The sequence below is a fragment of the Arthrobacter sp. 8AJ genome, from assembly GCF_902506025.1.
Classification (GTDB): domain Bacteria; phylum Actinomycetota; class Actinomycetes; order Actinomycetales; family Micrococcaceae; genus Arthrobacter.
Map to the genome: position 1 here is coordinate 367,605 of NZ_LR733289.1, position 16,051 is coordinate 383,655.

Annotated in this window: 12 protein-coding genes; 8 read left to right on the forward strand and 4 right to left on the reverse strand. The window is 68.2% G+C overall.

Annotated features, from left to right (window positions below):
• The first annotated feature begins 27 nt into the window (after positions 1 to 27).
• The 3 genes from BACI349Y_RS01745 to BACI349Y_RS01755 all read left to right on the forward strand — a co-directional run bounded on the left by BACI349Y_RS01745 (position 28) and on the right by BACI349Y_RS01755 (position 5,315).
• Positions 28 to 2,190, forward strand: coding sequence for a cytochrome c oxidase assembly protein (locus tag BACI349Y_RS01745; protein ID WP_159629903.1), 2,163 nt, complete (start codon positions 28 to 30; stop codon positions 2,188 to 2,190).
• Entirely contained in the window at positions 2,190 to 4,277 is a 2,088-nt protein-coding gene (locus BACI349Y_RS01750) for an NHL domain-containing thioredoxin family protein (RefSeq protein WP_159629905.1), read from the forward strand. The genes BACI349Y_RS01745 and BACI349Y_RS01750 overlap by 1 nt, the downstream gene beginning before the upstream one ends.
• A 219-nt stretch (positions 4,278 to 4,496) precedes the next feature.
• Positions 4,497 to 5,315 (forward strand): endonuclease domain-containing protein, encoded by an 819-nt coding sequence (locus tag BACI349Y_RS01755; protein WP_159629907.1) that lies wholly within the window; start codon positions 4,497 to 4,499, stop codon positions 5,313 to 5,315.
• A 131-nt stretch (positions 5,316 to 5,446) separates the two neighbouring features.
• Here BACI349Y_RS01755 and BACI349Y_RS01760 read toward each other — a convergent pair whose 3' ends face one another.
• The 4 genes from BACI349Y_RS01760 to BACI349Y_RS01775 all read right to left on the reverse strand — a co-directional run bounded on the left by BACI349Y_RS01760 (position 5,447) and on the right by BACI349Y_RS01775 (position 10,955).
• Positions 5,447 to 6,439 (reverse strand): hypothetical protein, encoded by a 993-nt coding sequence (locus BACI349Y_RS01760; RefSeq protein WP_201302372.1) that lies wholly within the window; start codon positions 6,437 to 6,439, stop codon positions 5,447 to 5,449.
• A gap of 153 nt (positions 6,440 to 6,592) precedes the next feature.
• Positions 6,593 to 8,389 carry a helicase HerA-like domain-containing protein gene (locus BACI349Y_RS01765; RefSeq protein ID WP_159629909.1) on the reverse strand — a complete coding sequence of 599 codons (1,797 nt, stop codon included), beginning with the start codon at positions 8,387 to 8,389 and terminating at the stop codon, positions 6,593 to 6,595.
• A gap of 48 nt (positions 8,390 to 8,437) precedes the next feature.
• Complete coding sequence (locus BACI349Y_RS01770; RefSeq protein WP_159629911.1) at positions 8,438 to 8,989, reverse strand: GNAT family N-acetyltransferase; 552 nt, start codon at positions 8,987 to 8,989, stop codon at positions 8,438 to 8,440.
• Positions 8,990 to 8,993: 4 nt separating this feature from the next.
• Positions 8,994 to 10,955 carry an FAD/NAD(P)-binding protein gene (locus BACI349Y_RS01775; protein ID WP_159629913.1) on the reverse strand — a complete coding sequence of 654 codons (1,962 nt, stop codon included), beginning with the start codon at positions 10,953 to 10,955 and terminating at the stop codon, positions 8,994 to 8,996.
• Positions 10,956 to 11,235: 280 nt separating this feature from the next.
• Here BACI349Y_RS01775 and BACI349Y_RS01780 point away from each other — a divergent pair, with 280 nt between their 5' ends.
• Genes BACI349Y_RS01780 through BACI349Y_RS01800 form a run of 5 tightly spaced genes read left to right on the forward strand, consistent with a single transcriptional unit; the run spans position 11,236 to position 16,047 of the window.
• The gene (locus BACI349Y_RS01780; RefSeq protein WP_159629915.1) at positions 11,236 to 12,264 is read left to right on the forward strand and encodes an amino acid ABC transporter permease; all 1,029 of its coding nucleotides are present in this window, start codon (positions 11,236 to 11,238) and stop codon (positions 12,262 to 12,264) included.
• Complete coding sequence (locus BACI349Y_RS01785; RefSeq protein WP_159629917.1) at positions 12,264 to 13,088, forward strand: amino acid ABC transporter ATP-binding protein; 825 nt, start codon at positions 12,264 to 12,266, stop codon at positions 13,086 to 13,088. Before BACI349Y_RS01780 ends, BACI349Y_RS01785 begins: the two co-directional genes overlap by 1 nt.
• A 9-nt stretch (positions 13,089 to 13,097) precedes the next feature.
• The gene (locus BACI349Y_RS01790; RefSeq protein WP_159629919.1) at positions 13,098 to 14,159 is read left to right on the forward strand and encodes a transporter substrate-binding domain-containing protein; all 1,062 of its coding nucleotides are present in this window, start codon (positions 13,098 to 13,100) and stop codon (positions 14,157 to 14,159) included.
• The gene (locus tag BACI349Y_RS01795) at positions 14,156 to 14,992 is read left to right on the forward strand and encodes a DUF1684 domain-containing protein (protein ID WP_159629921.1); all 837 of its coding nucleotides are present in this window, start codon (positions 14,156 to 14,158) and stop codon (positions 14,990 to 14,992) included. The genes BACI349Y_RS01790 and BACI349Y_RS01795 overlap by 4 nt, the downstream gene beginning before the upstream one ends.
• Positions 14,989 to 16,047 carry an LLM class flavin-dependent oxidoreductase gene (locus BACI349Y_RS01800; protein ID WP_159629923.1) on the forward strand — a complete coding sequence of 353 codons (1,059 nt, stop codon included), beginning with the start codon at positions 14,989 to 14,991 and terminating at the stop codon, positions 16,045 to 16,047. The genes BACI349Y_RS01795 and BACI349Y_RS01800 overlap by 4 nt, the downstream gene beginning before the upstream one ends.
• Positions 16,048 to 16,051 lie beyond the last annotated feature (4 nt).

Genomic DNA, 16,051 nt, shown 5'->3' on the forward strand with positions numbered 1-16,051 from the left:
GCCCGGCCAGGCGTAGCGGACAATGGAATGGTGTCTTCCGCCGCAAAACCACGTTCCACCCCGCCCCAGACCAATCCTGGCAAGGGAGCTGCGGTCCGGGACGCCGGAAACCGGGGGATCCCGGTGCCCTGGCAGCTGGCAGGCCTGGCGGCTCTCTTCCTGGGCCTCGCAGCAGCACTGATCTTCTCCGGTGCAGCAGCGGCCCGCAGCGTCGCCGACCCGGGAGCCCTGGTCCGCTGGGGGCTGCCCATCAGCAAGGCCATCCACAACGTGTCCCTGGCGACTGTTATTGGCGGCCTGATCTTCGCCGTCGGCATCCTCCCGAAGAACCTAAACGCACGTGGCCGGGACCGGGAGACTCCCGCCGGCAGCGGGGCGCCCGAACATCCCGCGTTCACCCGCGCGCTGGCTGTGGCTGCCGCTGCGGGCGCAGTGTGGACCTTGTCCGCCATCGCGGTCCTGGTGCTCACCTACGCCGACGTGGCCGGTCAGGGGCTGTCCGGCGACCCCGCCTTCACGCAGGCCCTAGTCTATTTCATGACGGACATCGATACGGGCCGGGCCTGGCTCGCCGTCACCATCATTGCCGCAGTGGTGACAACCGCCCTGTTCGGCGTGCGGTCCCTCGGCGGCCTGGCCCTGACCCTCATCCTGGCGCTCATCGGCCTGGTGCCTACGGCCCTGATCGGCCACTCCTCCAGCTCGTCGGACCATGAGGGCGCCATCAACTCCCTCGGCCTGCACCTGGTGGGGGTCAGCACCTGGGTGGGCGGCATCATCATCCTCGCCCTGCTGTCCGGCATTCTGACAGGCAGCAAACCCGGGGCAGCAGCAGACATCACCGAGCCCACGCTGCGCCGTTTCTCCACCCTGGCCGGCTTCGCTTTCGCCCTGGTCTTCGCTTCCGGAATCATCAACGCCAGCATCCGCGTGACCAGCTGGCCGGATCTCTTCGGCTCCGCCTACGGGCAGCTGATCCTGGCCAAGACGGCAGCGGCAGTGGTCCTCGGCGGCATCGGCTTCATGCACCGGCAGTGGGTCATCCCGCAGCTGGGCCGCAAGGGAGCCACCATGTCCTCACGACGGGTGCTGTGGCAACTGGTCCTCGCGGAGCTGCTGATCATGGGCGCCACGTCCGGCATCGCCGTGGCCCTGGGCCGTTCAGCCCCGCCACAGCCAACGGAACTGGCGCCCAACGCCTCACCGGCCTTCATCCTCAGCGGCTACGAGCTGCCGCCTGAGCTCACGCCGGAACGCTGGCTCACTGAGTGGCGCCTGGACTGGATCTGGGTGGGCGTGGCCCTCTTCGGCCTGGTCACCTACTTCCTGGGCGTTGCCAAGGTCCGCCGGCGCGGAGACTCCTGGCAGTGGTTCCGGTCCGTGAACTGGGTCATCGGCCTGGTGGTGCTGACATACATCACGTCCGGGCCGCCGTCGGTCTATGGCCGCATCCTGTTCTCCGCGCACATGGTGGACCATATGGCGCTGACCATGGTGGCCCCGATCTTCCTGGTGCTGGGCGCGCCGGTGACCCTGGCCCTGCGTGCCCTGCCCGCCCGCGGCGACGGCTCCCGCGGCTCCCGCGAGTGGCTGCTGGTCTTCGTCCACTCGAAGTTCTCGCAGCTGGTCACCCACCCGCTGTTCGCGGCTGCCAACTTTGCCGGCTCCATCATCCTGTTCTACTACTCGGACCTTTTCGGCTTCGCCATGCGCGAGCACGTCGGCCACGAACTGATGAACCTGCACTTCCTGCTCACCGGATACATCTTCGTGCTGAGCATGATCGGTACGGACCCGCTGCCGCGCCGGGCCCCGTACCCCATGCGGCTGCTGCTCCTCCTGGCCACCATGGGCTTCCACGCCTTCTTCGGTGTGTCCATCATGGGCGGCACCGGCCTGATGGCAGCGGACTACTTCGGCAACCTGGGCCGTACCTGGGGGCCGTCGGCCCTGTTGGACCAGCAGGCCGGCGGCGCGGTTGCCTGGGGCATCGGCGAGGTGCCCACGCTGCTGGTGGCGATCGGCGTCGCCGTCATGTGGTCCAGGTCGGACCAGCGGGAGACCAAACGGGTGGACCGCGCGGCGGACAGGAATAACGACGCCGATCTGACCGCTTACAACGATATGTTTGCCAAATTGGCCGAACGCGACGCCAAGCTGGCTGAACGCAACAAGCTGGAAGGACGCTGATGAGCGAAACCGTACGCACCCATGCCCGGGTCCGGGCCTCCGAACTGGTGGGCCGCAACTGGTTGAACACCGGTGGCAAGTCCCTGGACCTCGAAGCCCTGCGCGGCAAGATCGTGCTGCTCGACTTCTGGACCTTCTGCTGCATCAACTGCCTGCACGTCCTTGATGAGCTGCGGCCACTCGAGCAGCAGTACTCGGACGTGCTGGTCACCGTGGGAGTCCACTCGCCCAAGTTCGAGCACGAGGCGGACCCGGTGGCGCTGGCGGCAGCCGTGGAGCGCTACGAGATCCACCACCCGGTCCTGGACGACCCCGAGCTGGACACCTGGAAGGCCTACACCGCCCGTGCCTGGCCCACCCTGGTGGTCATCGACCCTGAGGGCTACATCGTGGCGCACCTTTCCGGCGAAGGCCACGCGGACGGACTCGCGGTGCTGATCCCCGAACTGATCGCCGAGCACGAGGCCAAGGGCACCCTGCACCGCGGCTCCGGCCCGTACGTGGCACCCGAGGCAACGTCCGGCACCCTGCGCTTCCCCGGCAAGGCACTCTTCCTCCCTCCGGGACGCGGGTCCACGGCTGGAACGGCCGACGGCGGCACGCCCGCAGGTGCAGCGGCTTCCGTTGCTGCGGAGAAGGGTTCCTGGCTGGTCACCGACACCGGCCACCACCGCCTGGTGGAACTCGGCACGGACTTCGAAACAGTCCTGGCCACCTTCGGCTCGGGCACCAAGGGCTACGCTGACGGACCCGCCGCCGGGGACACCGCCAGCGCACAGTTCAACGAGCCCCAGGGCTTGGTCCTTCTCCCGGAAGACGTGGCAGCCAAGGCGGGCTACGACGTCGTGATTGCCGACTCGGTCAACCACCGCCTGCGTGGACTGTCCCTCACGGACGGCAAGGCCTCCACCCTGGCCGGCAACGGTATCCAGCGACTGCTGGAAACCGGCCCGGCGCGTGTGGACGAGGACGGCGCAGGCTTTAGCGGCTCCCTGGGCACTGACCCGCTGGATGTGGCGCTGAGCTCGCCGTGGGATGTTGTGTGGTCGCGCAAGCTCAATGCGGTGGTGGTGGCCATGGCCGGCACGCACCAGATCTTCAGCTTCGACCCCGTCACCGGCGCCGTCTCGATCATCGCCGGCAACGGCCTGGAAGGGCTCCTCGACGGTCCCGCCCACGAGTCCTGGTTCGCCCAGTCCTCCGGCCTGGCCGAGGATGCGGACGGCAACATCTGGGTGGCGGATTCCGAAACCTCGGCGCTCCGCAAGCTGGTCATTGCCGACGATGCGGACGGCAACATCTGGGTGGCGGATTCCGAAACCTCGGCGCTCCGCAAGCTGGTCATTGCCGACGATGCGTCCATCACCGTGGAGTCCGCCGTGGGCAAGGGCCTGTTCGACTTCGGCTTCCGCGACGGCCCCGCCGCTGAAGCCCGCCTGCAGCACCCGCTCGGTGTGACCGTCCTGCCCGACGGCTCGGTGGCGATCGCGGACACCTACAACGGAGCCGTACGCCGCTACGACCCCGCGACCGGCACCGTGTCCACGCTGGCCCGCGGGCTTGCCGAGCCGTCCGACGTGATTGTGGACCACACCCAGTCCGCCGGCTCCGAGCCCCTCCTGGTGGTGGTCGAGGCCAACAAGCACCAGCTGGTGTACGTGCCCATCCCCAAGGAAGCGCAGCAGGTGGATGAGGGTGCGTCCCAGACCCACCGGCCCAAGAGTCCCGTTGCGCCCGGTACGCTGGACCTGACCGTCCGCTTCACGGCTCCCACCGGGCAGAAGCTCGACGACCGTTGGGGCGATCCCACGCAGCTGAAGATCTCCTCCACGCCGCCGGAGCTGCTGGTGTCCGGTGGCGGGACCTCCGTGGGCCTCCTCCGCACCCTGGAGCTGTCCCCGGACGTTCCCGAGGGCGTGCTGCACATTACCGCGCGCGCCGCGGCCTGCGACGGCCCCGAAACAGAGGACGGCGAGATCCCGGACCACGCCGCGTGCCACCTGTACCAGCAGGACTGGGGCATCCCCGTGGTCCTGCAGGCCGACGGCGACACCGAACTGGTCCTGGACCTGCGCGGGATGGACTGACCCGGCGAAGGTCCTGCCTAACTGGCTGCTTCCCATGGCCTCGCGTCACGGGAAGCAGCCTTTTGCCTCTGCTGGCTACCGGCAACCCCGGAAAACCGGGCGTCGGATCCCGTGGCGTCCCCGAAAGCGTGCTCTGCGTGACGCCCCCAATACCGCCGATATCCACATGCCGCCGGAGCACGCTGTCAGCACGGGCACCGTAGCGGCCAGCATTGCCGCATGGATGTCCTCAAAGCCCTGGAAGTTTGCGGCGGAGCGGCGCGGAGGCCTGCCCTTGCCCGGCTGGGTGTGGATGACGCCGCCCTCCGTCGGGCAATGCGGGCAGGAGTGCTGCAGCCCGACCGGGGGCTTTACGCGCTTCCGACGGCGCCTCCGGACCTGGTTGCCGTGCTGCGAAACCGCGAGTTGCTGACCTGTTCAAGCGCTGCGGCTGCCTACGATCTGTGGTCCCTTTCCTCCGACGGACGCCGCCACGTCCATCACCGCCGGCAGGAGGCAGTGCTTAGTGGCTCGGTCCACCACGCCGGGCTCCTGCTTCCGCCCTCCCGATTCCAGCCGGTGGCCGCCCTCGCAGATGTCCTGATCCATGCCCTGCGGTGCCTGTCCTTCGCGGAGTCCTTGGTCATGGTGGAATCCGCGGTTTCGCGCGGGGAGATGACAGTTGATTTCCTGCGCCAGCGGCTGCCTGGAAAGCGGAACGGGAGAGCCAGGGCTGTCCTCGACTGGGTGGATACCGGGGCGGACTCCCTCCTGGAGACGCTGGCCCGGACATATTTCCGGCAGGCCGGAATCTCCGTGGAGGCGCAGGTGTACCTGGAAAGGGTTGGATACGTTGACCTACTGCTGGACGGATGGCTGGTGGTGGAACTGGATGGACGGCATCATGCCGAGTGGAAGCAGGTCCAGAAGGATCACCGCCGGAACAATGAATCGGCCATCCAGGGGTACACGGCCCTGCGGTATTACTATGCGGACGTGGTGCACCGGCCCCACGAGATGGTCCAGCAGGTGCTTGCCGTTCTCAGACGGCGACGGTAGTCCAAGGGTGGCGTCACGCGAAGCACGCTTTCGGACAGCCGGAAGCGGCCGGGACCCGCGAAATCAAGGGTTGTGGCACCAGACTTTGCTGAAAGCGTGCCCTGCGTGACGCGCACCGCACAGGCCGCAGGCTAGAAGCTCAGCTGCGGGGTGACCTTGACCGTGTCACCGGAGACGTCCAGGCGGGTGGTGAAGCTGAAGTCCACCTCCGCGTCCAGCGGGTACCAGGCCCCGGTGAAGGCGTTCTGCTGGAGTGCCTCAACCTTGGCTTTGCCGTCCAGCGGCGACACTACCCACCGGCCGTCGAACGGCTCCACCGATACCCCCGGGTACTCGGTGACGGTCCAGCGGATAGTGCCGTCCTGGACCCGGTTGTTGCTGGCGTAATAGAAGGGGCAGTCCGGCTGGAGCTTCTGTTCCTTCACGGCCTCGGCCGCGCAGCCGTCCAGGAATTCCCTGACCTTGGCCGCAACATCGTTCTTCAGCTTGTCCGTGGCCTGGGTCAGCAGGTTCAGCGGCGCCACCGGGGCGTCCTTTGCGGTGACCGTGGCACGCGTGGCGGGAGCCGAGAAGTACTGCCCATCCAGGGAGGCCTCATACTCGCCGGGGTAAAACACGGCGAAGGAATTGCGGCCGTTGGGCATGTTCACCGGAACACCGTTCACCACGGCCTCGTTGCCGTTGACCACGGTGATATCAACGGTGGGCAGCCGCGACGGGACGAATGCCCACGTGTTGAAGAACAGCCACTCGGTACCGGTCTTCTGCAGCAGGAATTCAGTGTGCAGCCGGCTGCCGTCGATGGTGTATTCCATGGGCACCATCACCTGGTTCCCCGGGCGTTCCTGCGGGTCCCCGATGGACACATTGGTGACGCGGGAGGCCGCGGTCTGCAACCCGCTGCCGTCCAGCATGGCGGCGTTGCTGGGCGGAACTGCGGCCCGCAGGATCCCCAACGCACGCCCGCCGTCCCCGCTCTTGAGCGCGTCCAGGTATTCCCTGACCGGCTGCTGCGGACTGGCAACAGTATTGTTCACCACGTTGATGGCCACAATGGCTGCGGCGACGGCAAGCATGAGGCCCAGCAGCCATCCGGCCGCGATCCTCACCAACGCTTGACTCATCTGCACGTTCTACACAGTAACGTCAGTGCGGACGCACTCTAAAGTTGGTGTCCCCCTAATCCGGCGGACACCACCTACGTAATGCCCGACGGCGGCGCCCAGGATCCGGGCCGACAGGAGCCTTGGCTGAGGCCCGGGACACCAGTGGCGGGCTCAGCGGCGGCGGCGCCGGGACGAGGTTCCGAACACTCCGCGGAGCAGTTCGCGGCCCAACTGCGTCCCCATGGACCGCGCCATGCTCTTCAGCCCGCCGCCCAGTGCGCCACCGAGGACTCCGCCAAGGTCACCCATCATGCCGCCCGGCTGCGGCTGCGGCTGCGGCTCCGGCTGGCGGGGCTGGGACTGGCGCGTCCTGGGCGCCTTGGCCCGCGGCTTGGACTCGGAGGCCCGCGGTTCGTCGTATTGGGGCTCAGTGTATTGGGGTTCGGGTGCCTGCGCGGGCCTGCTGCTGGGCCTGCCCAGGATCTCCTCCTCGATCCGGCGGGCCTCGGCGTCAACGTCGTACGCGCCGGGAGCACCCGAAGTACCGGCGGAAGCTGCCCCGGTGTCAGGCGCGCCGGCAGGAGGTGCAGATGCCGCCGGTCCTGTGGGGGCAGCCGCCTTGCCGTTGAGTTTCTCGTAGGCGGACGGGTTGTCCACCGCGGTTCCGTATTTGCCCAGCAGCGCCGAACCCGCCACCGTGCTGCGCACCAGGGCGTCCTCGCTGGGGCCCATGACGGACTCCGGGGCGCGAAGCCGGGTGAGGGCCACCGGGGTGGGTGCACCCTTCTCGTTCATGACGGTGATGACGGCCTCCCCGATGCCCGCCGAGGTCAGCGTCTCTTCGAGGTCGTAGTCGCTGAGGGGGAAAGTGGACACCGTGGCCTTGAGGGCTTTGGCGTCCTCGGGGGTGAAGGCGCGCAGGGCGTGCTGAACCCGGTTGGCGAGTTGCCCCAGCACATCGGCGGGGACATCCTTGGGTGTCTGGGTGACGAAGAAGATGCCCACGCCCTTGGACCGGATCAGCCGGACCGTGGTGGTGATGGCGTCCAGGAAGGCTTTGCTGGCGCCGTTGAACAGCAGGTGGGCTTCGTCGAGGAAGAACACCAGCTTGGGCTTGTCCAGGTCGCCGGCCTCGGGGAGGTCCTCGAACAGGTCGGCCAGCAGCCACATCAGGAAGGTGGAAAACAGCATGGGTTTGGTCTGCAGGGTGGGCAGTTCCAGGCAGGTGACCACGCCGCGGCCGTCGGGGGCGGTTCGCAGGAGTTCGGCGGTGTCGAACTCCGGTTCGCCGAAGAACTTTTCCAGCCCCTGGGCTTCCAGGTTCACGATCTCGCGCAGGATCACGCCGGCGGTGGCCTTGGACAGGCCGCCGAGTTCCTCGAGCTTGTCCTTGCCCTCGTCCGAGGTGAGGAACTGGATGACGGCGCGGAGGTCCTTGAGGTCGATCAGCTCCAGGCCGTTCTTATCCGCAAAGTAGAACACCAGCTGAAGGCTGGACTCCTGGGTGTCATTCAGTTCCATGATCCGGGAGAGCAGGATGGGCCCGAACGAGGTCACGGTGGCGCGGACCGGGACGCCGTTGCCGTCGCCGCCCAAGGCAAGGAACTCCACGGGGAACGTCTTGCCTGACCATGCCTGGCCGATGCTGTCCGTGCGGGCCCTGAGTTTGTCGCTGCCGACGGCGGCCGTCGCCAGGCCGGAAAGGTCACCTTTGATGTCGGCCAGGAACACGGGCACGCCTGCCGTGGACAGCTGCTCGGCCATCATGTGCAGCGTGACGGTCTTGCCGGTACCGGTAGCCCCGGCCACCAGCCCGTGCCGGTTCATCATGGCCAGCGGCAGCCGCACCGGCGCGTCCTTGTGGAGTTCGCCGTCGATGATGGCGGCTCCCAGTTCGATGGTGGCGCCTTCCAGCGTGTAGCCCTGCTGGATGGTGGCAAGCTTCTCTGCTGTGGTTTTGGTGGCCATGGCGCTAGCTTAGCGGCGGGTGCCCGTGATGGGGTGGCATCCGGCCGGTCAGTTCGCCCATGCGTCCCGTGGGACGGTGGGCAGCTCCTTGGTGAACGCCAGGGATCCGATGGTTTCCGGGTCTGCTTCCAGGTCGAACTGTGCGTGGTATCCCGTGGTGAGGTATAGGTGCTTGGCCTCCGGCTGACGCGGCCCGGTGGTCAGGTACAGCCGGGTGTAGCCGCGGGCAGCGGCGAGGGCTTCGAGCTCGGCCAGGACCAGCCGGGCTAAACCACGACGACGGTGGGCTGAGTGTGTCCAGATCCGCTTCAGTTCCGCGGTGGCGTCGTCATAGCGGCGGAACGCGCCGCCGGCGATCGACTCGCCGTCCTCCTGCACCACCAGCAGCGCGCCATGCGGCTCCTCGAATTCCGCCGCGGGGTAGCGGTTCAGCTCGTCCGCGGCAGCGGTGCGCCCAAACAGGTCCCCATAGCGGGTGTCATATTCGACGGCGAGCTCGTCCAGGAGCGGCCGGACCCGCGGATCGTGCATGGGCAGGCTGAGGACCGAAAGCCTGGCGGGATCGAGGGGGCGGGGCTTGAGCCCGGGTTCTGCTGTCATGGTGCTAGCCCTTTCCGATGGCGGCTGGTTCTGGAGTTATTTTGTCCTGCGCGGTGGCCGCATGGGCCGCCGGGCCCTGGGCGGCGATGTCCCGGGCAACGCCGAGGACGGTACGGGCCAGGGCGTCGTTTTCCCGGAAGGGCGCCGCGTTGGTGTTGGGCCTGGCAAAGGCGCCGGCACCCCAGCCGGAGGTTCCGGGGCCAACGCCGAAGAGGGTGGCCTGGGGCCGGCCTTCCAAGTCCACCAGGTGGTGCCCGGAAGAGACCAGCAGCTTCCCGGTGGAGTGGATGCCGTCCGAGGTCAGCAGTTGCTGCTCGCAGCCCAGTCCGCCGTCATACAGCGAAGAAAGCACTGGGTTGAGGGAGCGGGCCACCGACGTGGACGGCAGCCTCGCCTCAATCAGCGCGGTGGCGGAAACCGAAACACCGGACTGCGGGGAGGTGGCGCGGAAGGTGCCGCTGGCGTCGTCGGTGGATACCTCCAGGCCCGGGCCGAGGAACTGCAGCAGCCCGGCCCTGTGCAGCGCCAGCATCTGGCGGAGGCGGTGCGGCGGCGGACCGGAGTCCACGAAGCTGAAGAAGCCATGCCACCAGCCGTGGATGGCCTGCTGGGACTTCGCGTTGAGGCGATCCACCGGTACCACGCGCCCCACCTCCATATACACGTGCAGCAGCGCCAGGAACAGGGCCAGGGTTTCCGGATGGTCCGGGCTGTCCCGCAGGGCCAGGTCGTCGTCGATATACCGGGCCACCGCGTCCTGCAGTTCCTGGTGGCCGGCAAAGTGGACACCATCGAAAGGCCGGTCCAGCCCTTCCAGGTCCAGGTGCAGGCCCGGGTCCGGCACGGCGGCCGCCACGAGGTCCGCGCGTTCGCCGCTGTACCAGTCCACCTCCGCATAACGGGCGGCAAACACTTCCCATTCCATGGCCGCACGCTCCGGGCTGCCGGTGAGGAGTTCGCGGTAGTAGTAATACCCGGCTTCCTTGGCGATGAGCGGCCAGAGGTGCTGCCGGAAGTCCAGCTCGCCGTGCTGCTGCAGCAACTCCTGGACGACATCCGCGGTGAAGAACCGCAGCGGCCCCGGAGCCTGGCCGCGCAGGGAGGCGGAAATCTTGGAGTGGTACGGCACCCCGCGGCGGGACCCTGCCCACAGCCGTGGTTCCCGTCCTGACGGAAGGTAGCGCAGCCCGCCGTCGTGCGTTTCCTGGAACCTGCCGCCGCGCCCCTCCATGAGGAGGACCAGCAGGTCAACGAACGCCAGGCCCATCCCGGCGACGATCACGTCCTGCCCGGGGGCGATGGGGGAGTAGTCGACGTCGGTGGTGTAGCTGGGTGCAGCGTGGTAGCCGCCGTGCCGGCCGGCGAAGTCCGAGTACCCGGCGGAGGCGGCGTCAGGGCGGGAGTCCGTGTGCCCCAGGGCGGTGACGACGATGTCCGCGTGCAGCGTCCGGCCATTGGCCAGCTCCACCTCGTGGCCGCCATCCACGGTGGCAATGCCGAGGGCGGTGGTCCGGTGGACCGTCACGCTGCGGCCCAGCGATGTGGCGGTCCGGCGGAAGAACCACTCCAGGTACTGGCTCTGCAGTTGGCGCGTGGGGAAGGTGGTGCCGGTCAGCGCGCGGAGCTGGTCCCACAGCTGCTGCGGGAAGTCCGGAACATCGATGATGGTGGCATCCAGGACGCCGGCGGTCCATTCGGCCAGGCCCGGCCCCGGTGCCGCCGGGCCGGCGCAGTCCACGGACGCGTCCGTGAACATGGTGATGTCCGCCGCCATGGAGTTCAGCAGGAGGCCGGGGTCCTGGTCGTACCGCCAAATGCGGCCCGAGCCTGGGACGTGCGGTTCCACCACATGGATCTGCAGCGGGCCCGCGAAGACGTCCGGCCGGTTGGCCGCGATCCGTTCCAGCACACCGGCCGTGCGCGGTCCGCCGCCAAGGAAGACGATGGCCGGGATGGTGGCTGGCATGGGGGGCTCCTGACGGCGGGGGCTGGATTGAGTGCCCATGCTAGGCAGCCGTGACGACGCCGGTCGAGCGTCTGGTCACGGCCGTTAACTCCGCGTCACAGCGCGTTACGGGACGCAAAAAACCGACTCATGACGCCGTACGAAGCCCCGTGAACTATTGCAACCTGGCGCCTTGCTGGCCAGTTCCGGCCGGTCCTAGATTTGCAGCCAGCAAGGGGCCGCACGGTCCCACCCGGGGCAACAGCCCAACCGGATCCTACGACGAGAAGCGAGGTGGCACATGAGTTCAGCAGCAACGACGGTGGCGCAGTCACGACAGCCGCAGCCGGCACCGCCGGCGGAAACGCCACCGAAAACCGGACGCCCCGACGACGGGGCGGCCGCCCGGCCGGCCCCGGACTACTCGTCCTACCGGGTAGTGGCAGCAAAGCATCCGTGGCGCTGGGTGGGGACCGCCGTCGTCGCGCTCGGCGTCCTGGCGGTGGCCTGGTCCCTGGCCACTAACCCGCGCTGGGAGTGGGGTGTGGTGGCGCAGTGGTTCACCGCCCAGTCCGTGGTCAACGGCCTGGTGGAAACGCTCAAGCTGACCGCCATCTCCGGCGTCCTGGGGTTCGTGCTCGGATTCATCCTGGCCCTGATGCGGCTCTCCGCGTCGCCGCTGTTGGTCTCGGTGTCCTGGACGTTCTCCTGGATCTTCCGGTCCACGCCGCTGCTGGTCCAGATGCTCCTCTGGTACAACCTGGGCTACCTGTACGAGAAGATCAGCCTGGGAATCCCGTTCACCGATGTCCGCTTCTTCGAGGTCCAGACCACCACACTGATCAGCCAGTTCGCGGCAGCAGTGCTGGGGCTGACCCTGAACCAGGCGGCGTACTCGGCGGAGATCATCCGCGGCGGCATCCTCTCCGTGGACCAGGGGCAGCTGGAAGCCGCGGCCGCCCTGGGCATCCCGGCCTGGCGCCGCTCCACCCGGATCGTCCTGCCGCAGGCCATGCGCGCCATCCTGCCCACCGCGTTCAACGAGATCATCGGCCTGGTCAAGGGCACCTCGATCGTCTACGTCCTGGCCTACTCCGAACTGTTCTACACGGTGCAGGTCATCTACAACCGCACGCAGCAGGTCCTGCCGCTGCTGCTGGTGGCCACCCTCTGGTACATCGTGATCACCTCCGTGCTGAGCGTCTTCCAGTACTACATCGAACGGCACTACTCCAAGGGCGCGGTGCGGAACCTGCCGCTGACGCCCCTGCAGAAGGCCCGCAAATTCTTCGCCACCCACGCGGCAGTCCCCACCCGGAGGAACTTCTGATGACTGACACCCTTACCGCCCCCGCCGCCACCCGCGGCCTGGTGGAGATCACCGGCGTCCGCAAATCCTTCGGCGCCACCGAAGTCCTCAAAGGCGTCAGCCTCACGGTGGAACCCGGGGGAGTGGCCGTGATCGTGGGCCCCTCCGGATCCGGCAAGTCCACCCTGCTCCGCACCATCAACCACCTGGAAAAGGTGGACGGCGGCCACATCACCATCGATGGGCATCTGGTGGGCTACGAGGTCCGCGGCGACCGGCTGCACGAACTGCGCGAGAAGGACATCCTGAAACAGCGCACCGAAATCGGCATGGTGTTCCAGAACTTCAACCTGTTCCCGCACCTCACCGCGCTGGAGAACGTGGCGGAAGCGCCGGTGGTGGCGCACCAACCCGGCAAGGCGCGCCGCTCCAAAGCCGAAGCCCGCCGCCGCGGCCTGGAACTGCTGGACCGGGTGGGCCTCAAGGACCGGGCCGATGCCTACCCGCGCCAGCTCTCCGGCGGCCAGCAGCAGCGCGTGGCGATTGCCCGCGCCCTGGCCCTGGACCCCAAGATCCTGCTGTTCGACGAGCCCACCTCCGCCCTCGACCCGGAACTGGTCAACGAGGTCCTGGACGTCATCCGCGAGCTCGCCACGTCCGGCACCACGCTGATCATCGTCACCCACGAGATGGGCTTCGCCCGCGACGTGGCGGACACCGTGGTGTTCATGGACCAGGGCCAGATCGTGGAACAGGGCACCCCGCAGGACATCTTCAGCAACCCCCAGGAACCGCGCACCCGGAGCTTCTTCTCCAAGGTGCTCGAACCGGCCTTCAACATCTAAGGAACTCCCATGGCTTTCCCCACCAGCGGCCGCCGCCGCGCACCCGCGGTGCGTCCCGCCGTCGTCCTCCTTGGCACCGCGCTCCTTGGCTCAGCCGCGCTCGCCGGCTGCGCGGACCCCGGCGCGTCCGCCGCCGGCAACCCCAGCGGAGGGGCGCAGACGACGGCGGCCCGCAACGGCGTCGTGTACAACACCTCGCCGGACCAGCAGCGGATCCGGGCGGAGAAGGACGCGGCGCTCGCCGCCAAAGTCCCGGAACTGATCGGCAGGGACGGCAAGCTCACCGTCGCCACCACCGCCGGGTCCATCCCGCTGTCCTTCCACGCCACGGACGACAAGACGCCGATTGGCTCCGAGCTGGACATTGCCCAGCTGGTGGCGGACAAGCTGGGCCTGGAGCTGGATGTGCAGGTCACGTCCTGGGAGAACTGGCCGCTGAAGACCCAGTCCGGCGACTTCGAGGCCGTGTTCTCCAACGTGGGCGTGAACAAGGACCGGGTGAAGCTGTTCGACTTCGCCAGCTACCGGGCCGCCTACATGGGGTTCGAAGCGAAGAAGTCCGCCGCCTACGACATCAAGGGCGCGGACGACATTTCCGGCCTGAAGATTTCCGTGGGGTCCGGCACCAACCAGGAGAAGATACTGCTGGCCTGGAACAAGGAGCTGGAAGCCAAGGGCAAGGCGCCGGCCACGCTGCAGTACTACTCGTCCGACGCCGACACCATCCTGGCGCTGTCCTCCGGCCGCACGGACCTGAATATCGCTCCGTACCCGTCCACCGTGTACCGGGAGAACACCCGTGACGACCTGAAGGTGGTGGGCAAGGTCAACGCCGGCTGGCCGTCCGAGACCCTGGTGGCCGCCACCACGCTGCGCGGCAACGGGCTGGCACCGGTGATCTCCGAGGCGCTGAACGAGGTCATCCAGGACGGCTCCTACGGGAAGGTGCTGGATCGCTGGGGCCTGTCCGAGGAAGCCCTGCCGGAATCCAAAACCATCACCGACGGGAACTTCGCGGCCACGCCGGCAACCGCCACGGCCGCTCCCTCACAGGCAGGAAAGGCATCATGAACGCAGTACACACTGACACCGCCCTTGAGGCCTTCGACGCCGAATGGCAGGAATGGCGCGCGGACCACGAGCGGCAGCGGGCCCATCCCCACGGGTTCCTGGCGGTGACGCACCTGCACTGGCTGGGCAGCGAACCCGCGCGGCTGGACGGCGCCCCGGGCACCTGGAGCGTGGAAGCCGACGTCGTCCGCGTGGTTTTGGAACCGGGTGACAGCCTGCAGCAGGACGGCAGGGAGTTGAATACCGCCGCCGGAACCTCGCTGGAGTTTGGCCCCATCGAGGAGCGCAGCGGGATCAACCTGGCGTCCGGCGAGACGGTGATTGAGCTGGCCAAGCGTGGCGGCGAGTACATCGTCCGGCCGCGGAACCCTTCCCATCCGCTGCTGCGGGACTACCAGGGCACGCCCGCCTACTCGCCCGATGCGGCCTACGCGGTGCGGGGGACGTTCGTTCCGTTCGAGGCGCCGCGGCCCACCACGGTGGGCGCCGCCGTCGAAGGCATCCAGCACGTGTACCAGGCCCCGGGCGAGATCCGCTTCAAACTGGCCGGGCAGGAACTGGCGCTGACCGCGTTCAACGGCCGTGCCCCGGGCTCGCTGTCGGTGCTGTTCACGGACCAGACCTCGGGCAAGACCACGTACGCGGCCAACCGCTCGCTCTCCGTGGTGCCGGCAGCGGACGGGTCCGTGCTGCTGGACTTCAACCGCTCCGTGAACCTGCCGTGCGCCTACACCGACCTGGCCACCTGCCCACTGCCCCCGGCGGAAAACCGGCTGCCCGTGGCCATCGAGGCCGGCGAAAAGATTCCCTACGAACGTCAGGACCAGCAGTGAGTACCTTTGAAAACCCGGGCTTCCTGGCCATTGAGCTCGACGGCGCCGGCTGGGACGGTGCGGACCTCACCCGGGCCGTGCTGGCAGCCGAGTCCGCGGGCTTCCACGCCGCCACCTTCACCGACGCGCCCGCACCGGGGCGTGCCAATGCCCTGCAGCGGGCCGCGTTCGCAGGGCCCATTTCGGGGACCATCGCCCTGGTCCCCGAAATTGACACTGTATATACGGAGCCGTTCCACGTTTCCACGCAGCTGGCCAGCCTGGACTACGTCTCCGGGGGACGGGCCGGGTGGATCGTGACGGCGGCGGAATCGCCGGAGGCTGCCGCCGCCGTCGGCCGTTCTTCCGTCACCGGTGCCGCGCTGGGCCAGGAGGCCGCGGCGTCCATCGAGGTATCCCGGCGCCTCTGGGATTCCTGGGAGGACGACGCCGTGATCCGGGACGTTGCCACCGGCCGGTACATCGACGTGGACAAGCTGCACTATGCGGACTTCCAAACGCCTGCCGGCTTTCCCGGCGCCGGCTACTCCGTCAAGGGGCCATCCATCATTCCGCGGCCGCTCCAGGGGCAACTGCCCGTGCTGGCCCCGGCTTCCCTGATTGGCGGCATTCCGGTGGAGGCCGTGGACGCCGTGCTGGTGTCCGCCCCGACGCCGGAACTGCTGGCTGCCGAGGTCCGTGACGTGCGCGCCCGCGTGGGTGCCGGCGTCGCGGTGGTTGCCGAGCTCGACGTCGTGCTGGACGCCCGCGGGCAGGCCGCGGCTGCACGCGGTGCATCATTCGACGGCGGCCGGGCAGCTTTCGCAGGTTCCGCGCCCGGTCTCACCGACTTCCTGGCCGACCTCTTAAAGGAGGCCGACGGCGTGCGGCTGCACCCGGCGTCGCTCTTTGTTGACCTGGAGGAACTTGGCCGCCTGGTATTGCCGGAACTGCGCCGCCGTGGGGCACTCCGCCCGGCAGTGCAGGACGGCACCTTCCGCGACCTGCTGGGCCTGGACCGCCCGGCCAGCCGCTACGCAACCGCCGCCGCTGCGCCTGCCGGTGTCGGAAAGTAAGGGG